Annotated in this window: 7 protein-coding genes and 1 pseudogene; 6 read left to right on the top strand and 2 right to left on the bottom strand. The window is 64.4% G+C overall.

Translation table 11 applies throughout. From position 1 onward, the window contains the following. The 6 genes and pseudogenes from hrcA to EN906_RS17735 form a co-directional block, all read left to right on the top strand. Window positions 1-338: pseudogene (gene hrcA / locus EN906_RS17760) on the top strand (heat-inducible transcriptional repressor HrcA); the annotation flags it as partial. Between the two features lie 24 nt (window positions 339-362). Next, window positions 363-560, top strand: a complete 198-nt coding sequence (locus EN906_RS17755; protein WP_023814156.1) for a hypothetical protein — start codon at window positions 363-365, stop codon at window positions 558-560. 98 nt (window positions 561-658) lie between these two features. Next, window positions 659-2,008, top strand: a complete 1,350-nt coding sequence (locus EN906_RS17750; RefSeq protein ID WP_127267551.1) for a sorbosone dehydrogenase family protein — start codon at window positions 659-661, stop codon at window positions 2,006-2,008. 274 nt (window positions 2,009-2,282) lie between these two features. After that, on the top strand, window positions 2,283-2,900 hold the full coding sequence (locus EN906_RS17745) for a LysE family translocator (protein ID WP_127267552.1): 618 nt from the start codon (window positions 2,283-2,285) through the stop codon (window positions 2,898-2,900). Between the two features lie 194 nt (window positions 2,901-3,094). Then, window positions 3,095-4,075 (top strand): cysteine synthase A, encoded by a 981-nt coding sequence (gene cysK / locus EN906_RS17740; protein WP_127267553.1) that lies wholly within the window; start codon window positions 3,095-3,097, stop codon window positions 4,073-4,075. 130 nt (window positions 4,076-4,205) lie between these two features. Then, a complete protein-coding gene (locus EN906_RS17735; protein ID WP_127267554.1) occupies window positions 4,206-4,832 on the top strand; it encodes a glutathione S-transferase family protein in 627 nt (208 codons plus the stop codon). A 3-nt stretch (window positions 4,833-4,835) separates the two neighbouring features. Here the strand turns inward: EN906_RS17735 and EN906_RS17730 are convergent, their stop codons facing one another. Next, window positions 4,836-6,080, bottom strand: a complete 1,245-nt coding sequence (locus tag EN906_RS17730) for an RNA polymerase sigma factor (RefSeq protein WP_127267555.1) — start codon at window positions 6,078-6,080, stop codon at window positions 4,836-4,838. A 7-nt stretch (window positions 6,081-6,087) separates the two neighbouring features. Continuing rightward, window positions 6,088-6,456 (bottom strand): YciI family protein, encoded by a 369-nt coding sequence (locus EN906_RS17725; RefSeq protein WP_127267556.1) that lies wholly within the window; start codon window positions 6,454-6,456, stop codon window positions 6,088-6,090. Between the last annotated feature and the right edge of the window lie 247 nt (window positions 6,457-6,703).

Raw genomic sequence — 6,703 nt, 5'->3', positions numbered from 1 at the left:
GGCTCATCGTGCGCGGGCGCGCCAATCTGCTCGAAAACGTCACCGCCCAGGCCGACATCGAACTGCTGCGGCATCTGTTCGAGGACATGGAGACGCAGGACGGGCTTATCCAGCTGCTTGACCTCGCCGAGCAGGGCTCGGGCGTGCGCATCTTCATCGGCTCGGAAAACAAGCTGTTTTCGCTGTCGGGCTCGTCGCTGGTGGTGGCGCCTTATCGCGACAAGGATGCCCGCGTCGTCGGCGCGCTCGGCGTCATCGGCCCGACCCGGCTGAACTACGCGCGCATCGTCCCAATGGTCGACTATACGGCGCAGCTGATTTCACGCATGCTGCGCTGAGCTGATCCAACCGAGGAGACGATGATGGCGCTCGAAGAATTCAAGGCCCGGATCAGCCTCCTGCTGGAGGAGATGGTCAACCAGCCGGAAGACCAGCACGAGATCCAGGAGCAGTTGCGCGAAAAACTGCAGGAAATGCGCGCCATGGGCCTGCCGCTGCCGGCCGATCTCGTCGAGTTGGAAAAACGCCTCGACGACGATTTTTACGCCGCCGGGACCTGAACCGGGGAACCGGAAGCTTCCTCCACCTCATCATGTGCCGTGGAACGATCGACGAAACCGGTCGTTCCTGTTTTCACGCCCAAACATTGGAGGACCGAATGATGCGTTTTGCCGGCTCCGCACTTTCCGCCGCACTGTTTCTCTCGACCGCTTCATTCGCCCAGCAGGCGGACGAGCCGGTGCTGAAAGGCGCGGACGCCTTCGGTGACTGGCGAGCCGACAAGCCGGGCACACGCCGCCTGATCGAACCGGATGATCTGCCTAAGCCCTATGCCAACAGATCGACCTCTAACAGCGCCGGCGTTGCGGACATGCCGGCAGACGCGAAGCTGCAACTGCCGCCGGGATTCTCGGCCGAGCTGGTTGCATCCGGCATCGACAATCCACGCGTCGTGCGCGTCGCGCCGAACGGCGACCTGTTCGTCGCCGACAGCAAAGCCAACCAGGTCCGCATCTATCGCCTCGCCGAAGGCGGTGCGAGCCCTGTGCAGGACGGCATCTTTGCCGGCAGTCTCAAACGGCCCTATGGCATTGCCTTCTATCCGCCGGGCGCTGACCCGCAATGGGTCTATGTCGCCAATAGCGACAGCATCGTGCGCTTTGCCTACCGCAATGGCGACCTGAAGGCCTCCGGCGATCCGGAAACCATCGTCGGCAACATCCCGGCCAATCATCACTGGACCCGCGACATCGCCTTCTCGCCTGATGGCAAGACGCTTTATCTGTCGGTCGGCTCGGGATCGAATGTCGCCGAGCGCATGGGCAAGGAACCGAAGGGCGGCCTCGACGCCTGGGCGAAGTCGCAGCCGTTGGGTGCAGCCTGGGGTTCCGAAGACGGCCGCGCCGGCGTGCTGGCCTTCGATCCCGATGGCAAGAACGGCCGCATCTTTGCCACCGGCCTGCGCAACTGCTCGGGTATGACCGTGCAGCCGGCGACCGGCGCGCTGTGGTGCGTCGTCAACGAACGCGATGCGCTTGGCGACAATGTGCCGCCCGAATACGCGACCGTGGTCAAGGAGGGCGCCTTCTATGGCTGGCCCTGGTACTATATCGGCGACAATGAGGATCCGCGCCACAAGGGTGAGCGCCCCGATCTTGCCGGCAAAACGACCGTTCCCGATGTGCTGATGCAGGCGCATTCGGCTCCGCTCAACATCGCCTTCTACGAAGGGAAGAGCTTTCCGGCCGAATACAAGGGCGATGCTTTCGTCGCTCTGCACGGTTCATGGAACCGCGGCAACCGGACCGGCTATAAGGTGGTGCGATTGCTGTTCAAGGACGGCAAGCCGACCGGCGAATATGAGGATTTCATCACCGGCTTCGTCTCCAACGGCGAGGTCTGGGGCCGGCCGGTCGGTGTGGCGGTGACCATGGATGGCGCGCTGATCGTCACCGAGGACGGCAACGGTACCATCTGGCGTGTCACCCATGGCGACGGTCGCTCCTGATCTGCTTGGGTAGCGCAGGCCCCCTCACCCGGATTGCCAACCGAATTGCGAAGAGCAATTCGGGACAATCCGACCTCTCCCCGGCGGGTAGAGGAGGTAGGCGGGCCCGTGCTCGTCTCTTCTCCCCAGTGGGGAGAAGGTGGCCGCGAAGCGGCCGGATGAGGGGGCTTCGTGAGGCGAGGCCCCCGATATCTGGTGCAATAGAATCCGACCCCAGGGAATTCAATCTTAGCCGGTCCCATGCGACAAGGCATTCTGATCTGAGACGAATGCCATGACCCTTACCGGATTCCTCGCCTACAGCGCCGCCCTCGGCATCGCAGCCGCGATCCCTGGTCCCGGCATCACCGCGCTGGTCGCGCGTGCGCTCGGCTCCGGCTTCCGCTCGTCGCTGGCGATGTCCTTTGGCCTGATGGTGGGCGACATCACCTATCTGACCGCCGTGGTGCTTGGCCTCGCCTTCGTCGCACAGAGTTTCGGCATGGTTTTCCTGGCCATCAAATGGCTCGGCGTCGCCTATCTCGCCTTCCTCGGCTGGCGCTTCTGGAACAGCGGCATCACGCCCGAGACCGTCGAGGCCCGAACGGGCAGCGCGGGATTGCTGTCGAGCTTTGCCGCCGGCCTGACTGTCACGCTCGGCAATCCGAAGACGATGATCTTCTATCTCGCCATCACGCCGACCATCGTCGACCTGAAAACCATCACGCTGGCAGACTATGGTATCCTCGTCGCGCTGACCGTTGTCGTGCTGTTGGTGGTGCTGGTGCCGTATCTTGCGCTGGCTGCCAAGGCGCGCTGGTTCCTGAAATCTCCGCGCGCGCTCAAGGCGCTGAACCGCACGGCTGCCGGCTTCATGGTCGGTGCTGCTGCAGCGATTGCCGCCCGCCAATAGCGAGCTTTCGGCCAAAGCATTTCGCAAACAGGCCTTTGCGGGAAATGCTTTTCCGAGACGGCACTGTTTTAGACACAGGTCCCACTCGGATATTTTCAATCGACAGTCTATCTTGCACGGTCGAAGGTCCTATCTTGCCTGCAATTCCACTTGCCTGAAATCCTTACTCGCCTGAAGTTCTGGGAGCGAAACAAATGAAGAAGCCCGCCACATCAGCCCGCGTGCCCGGCCGCGGCCGCGTCTACGATTCCATCACCGACACGATCGGCGATACGCCCCTGGTGCGGCTCGACAAGTTCGCCCGGGAAAAGGGCATCGTCGCCAATCTCATCGCCAAGCTCGAATTCTTCAATCCGATCGCCTCGGTCAAGGACCGCATCGGCGTGGCGATGATCGAGGCGCTGGAGGCGTCGGGCAAGATCTCTCCCGGCAAGACCACGCTGATCGAACCGACGTCGGGCAACACCGGCATTGCGCTTGCCTTCGCCGCTGCCGCCAAGGGCTACAAGCTGATCCTGACGATGCCCGAAACGATGTCGATCGAGCGCCGGAAAATGCTGGCGCTGCTGGGCGCCGAGCTGGTGCTGACAGAAGGCCCGAAAGGTATGAAGGGCGCCATCGCCAAGGCCGACGAACTGGCAGCGACGATCCCCAACGCGATCATCCCGCAGCAGTTCGAGAACCCGGCCAATCCAGAAATCCATCGCACGACGACGGCCGAGGAAATCTGGAACGATACGCATGGCGAGGTCGACATCTTCGTCGCCGGCATCGGCACCGGCGGCACCATCACCGGCGTCGGCCAGGTGCTGAAGAAGCGCAAGCCCTCCGTGCATGTCGTCGCCGTCGAGCCGGACTCCTCGCCTGTTCTGTCGGGCGGCCAGCCCGGCCCGCACAAAATCCAGGGCATCGGCGCCGGCTTTGCGCCCAAAATCCTCGACACGACGATCTATGACGAGATCGTCAAAGTGTCGAACGAGGATTCCGTGGCCAATGCCCGCCTCGTCGCCCGCCTCGAAGGCGTGCCGGTCGGCATCTCTTCGGGCGCCGCCCTGCAGGCGGCCATCGTCGTCGGCTCGCGGCCGGAGAACAAGGGCAAAAATCTTGTGGTGGTCATCCCGTCCTTCGCCGAGCGTTACCTGTCGACAATCCTGTTCGAGGGGCTGGGATCGTAGTCCGACGCTTCTTCGTGACCAAGCTGGCCCGCTGAAAAAACGCCCGTGGCCGCCATCGGCGGCTTGAGCGCCACACCGCTTCCGGTTCATATCTCCCCCGGCCTGCTTTGCGCGGGCCGGGGGAGAATTTATGTACAAGCTTTATACCCGTCCCGGCAGCGGCGGCTTCGTGGTCGAGGCGGCGCTGGCGCTGGCCAATGTACCATTTGAGCAGATCGACGTGCCGAAGACCGACCGGCCCGATCCCGCCTTCCTCGACATCAGTCCGTTGAACCAGGTGCCGGTGCTGACCTTGCCGGACGGAAGCTCGATGACCGAATCGGCAGCGATCTGCATCGTGCTTGCCGAGCGACACCCCGACGCCAATTTGGCGCCGGGAGCAGAAGCGCCTGCCCGCGCGGATTTCCTGCGCTGGATGGCCTTTATGTCGTCTGTTCTCTATTCGGCGGTGCTGCGTTTCTACTACGCATACCGCTACACTGCCGATCCCGAAGGCACCAAGGCGGTCAAGCAGGCGGCCGTGGCAGAGATGGACCGCGGCTTTGCCGTTCTCGATGCCGCGCTCGAAGGCCGTGACTGGCTGGTCGGTGACCGGATGTCGCTGGCCGACATCTATCTGGTCATGCTGGTGGCCTGGTATCCCGACATCGACAGCGCGCGGACGGCATGGCCGAACATCGAACGCCTGTGGGCGCGGCTGCGCGACCATCCGCTGATGAAGACGCTCAACACCTCGCACGAGATGTGGCCGGGCTGAAGCTCAATTTCTGAGCACCGCTCTTTTTCCTTGCAGGAACCGGCGCACCGCCGGGTCGCGCTCGAGGCCGATCGCCCGGTCATAGGCTTCGCAGGCTTGCGGTACCTGACCAAGCCTGGCCAGGAGACCGGCGCGTGCGGCCCAATAGGGCTGGTACTCGTCAAGCCGCTTGTCGTCGCCCAGCACGTAAAGAGCCGCCAATCCGGCCACTGCGCCCTCGGCCTCGGCGATCGCCACCGCGCGGTTTATCGCCACCACCGGCGATCCTGCGATCGAAAGCAGCGCGTCGTAGAGTTCCTGGATTGCCACCCAGTCGGTGCGGCCGGTGAGCCTTCGTGCCGCATGCGCGGACTGCACGGCCGCCTCAAGCTGGTAGCGGCCGATGACGCCCTTGGCCGCTGCGTGGGAAAGCAGCGCTTCCGCCTCGTCGATGAGGGCACGGTCCCATAGAAGGCAATCCTGCTCCGCCAACGGCACGAAGTCGCCTTCGGCGCTGCGCCGTGCGGCGCGGCGAGACTCGGCAAACAGCATCAGCGACAACAGGCCCAGTGCCTCCGGTTCCTCCGGCATCAGCGAGGCCACCAGCCGGCCGAGCCAGATGCCTTCGGTCGCCAGGTTGCGGCGCCGCGTTTCGGTGCCGGCCGGATCGGACCAGCCTTCGGCGAAGGCGGCATAGATCGCCTCCAGCACCGCGTCCAGCCTTTCGCCGAGTTCGGCCCGCTCCGGCACGCGGAACGGAATGCCGGTTTCACGGATGCGGCTCTTGGCCCGCACCAGGCGCTGGCCCATGGTTGCGGGCGAGACCAGGAAGGCGGAGGCGATCGTCGCGGCGTCGAACCCCAGCACCGTCTGCAGAATGAGCGGCGAACGCACGCTCGATTCGATCGCCGGATGGGCGCAAGCGAACATCAGCCGCAGCCGATCGTCGGGCAGGTCTTCCTCGGTCATGCGTTCCTCCGCCTCCTGCGCAATCAGCTTGAGATGCTCGCGGCCGGCCTCGCTGGTGAGCCGCCGCCGCACCGCATCGACACGGCGCCGCCGCGCCACCGCCAGCAGCCAGGCTTCCGGCTTTTCCGGCACGCCGGTTCGCGGCCAGCGCTCGAGGGCGGCGGCAAAGGCATCGGCCAGCGCGTCCTCGGCGGCGGCCACGTCGCGCGTGCGCGCAGCGAGCCAGGCGACCAGCTTGCCGTAGCTCTGCCGGGCGGCAGCCTCGGCGGCCGCCCGGGCGTTCTCGGAGCGACTGTCCATCACATCGTCATTTCTCAGACAGGTACTCGGTCAGTTCCCAGATCGGCCGCAGCTCGACAGTGCCGGCGCTGGCCGCCGGGCAGCGCGCCGCCCAGGCGATCGCGGCGTCGGCATCCGCAGCCTCGATCATGTAGAAGCCTGCAAGCTGCTCCTTGGTGTCGGCATAGGGGCCGTCGAGGACGTTGGTCTTGCCACCAGCCACCCGAACCGAGGTGGTCGCCTGACTCGGGCGCAGCCGGTCACCGGCCAGCCACGCGCCGGATTTCTTCAGGGCCTCAGTATAGGCGCCATAGGCGGCACTCATCTGGTAGGTCGCCTCGGCCGGGGCATTCGCCATCGCGGCTTCGTCGGCGTAAATCAAAATCATGTATCGCATGGTCTTCTCCCGTTGTTTCGAAGGCCGCGTCGTTGCGAGCCGGACGTATGTCGCGCGGCAGCGCACGATTTCGACAGGATGCGGAAAACTTTCCGCTCCGACGGATTTTTGTGCAAGCCGCCATCTGCTTCCCGATCTCTCAACCGTTCGTCTAACGAGCACAATTGCGGGTTGGCATTTCCGGCCCACTGTCTAAACTCGCCCCGGTTCGCACCTGGGAGGCGGTGCGGTCGTCGATATTTCAGGG

The organism is Mesorhizobium sp. M7A.F.Ca.CA.004.06.1.1 (genome assembly GCF_003999135.1).
Lineage (GTDB): Bacteria > Pseudomonadota > Alphaproteobacteria > Rhizobiales > Rhizobiaceae > Mesorhizobium.
This window is presented reverse-complemented; position numbering and strand designations above follow the sequence as displayed.

Excerpts from the sequence above, each read along its gene's own strand:
- EN906_RS17730 (WP_127267555.1), bottom strand. The coding sequence starts at position 6,080 with ATGGACAGTCGCTCCGAGAACGCCCGGGCGGCCGCCGAGGCTGCCGCC.
- cysK (WP_127267553.1), top strand. The coding sequence starts at position 3,095 with ATGAAGAAGCCCGCCACATCAGCCCGCGTGCCCGGCCGCGGCCGCGTC.
- EN906_RS17755 (WP_023814156.1), top strand. The coding sequence starts at position 363 with ATGGCGCTCGAAGAATTCAAGGCCCGGATCAGCCTCCTGCTGGAGGAG.
- EN906_RS17735 (WP_127267554.1), top strand. The coding sequence starts at position 4,206 with ATGTACAAGCTTTATACCCGTCCCGGCAGCGGCGGCTTCGTGGTCGAG.
- EN906_RS17750 (WP_127267551.1), top strand. The coding sequence starts at position 659 with ATGATGCGTTTTGCCGGCTCCGCACTTTCCGCCGCACTGTTTCTCTCG.
- EN906_RS17725 (WP_127267556.1), bottom strand. The coding sequence starts at position 6,456 with ATGCGATACATGATTTTGATTTACGCCGACGAAGCCGCGATGGCGAAT.
- EN906_RS17745 (WP_127267552.1), top strand. The coding sequence starts at position 2,283 with ATGACCCTTACCGGATTCCTCGCCTACAGCGCCGCCCTCGGCATCGCA.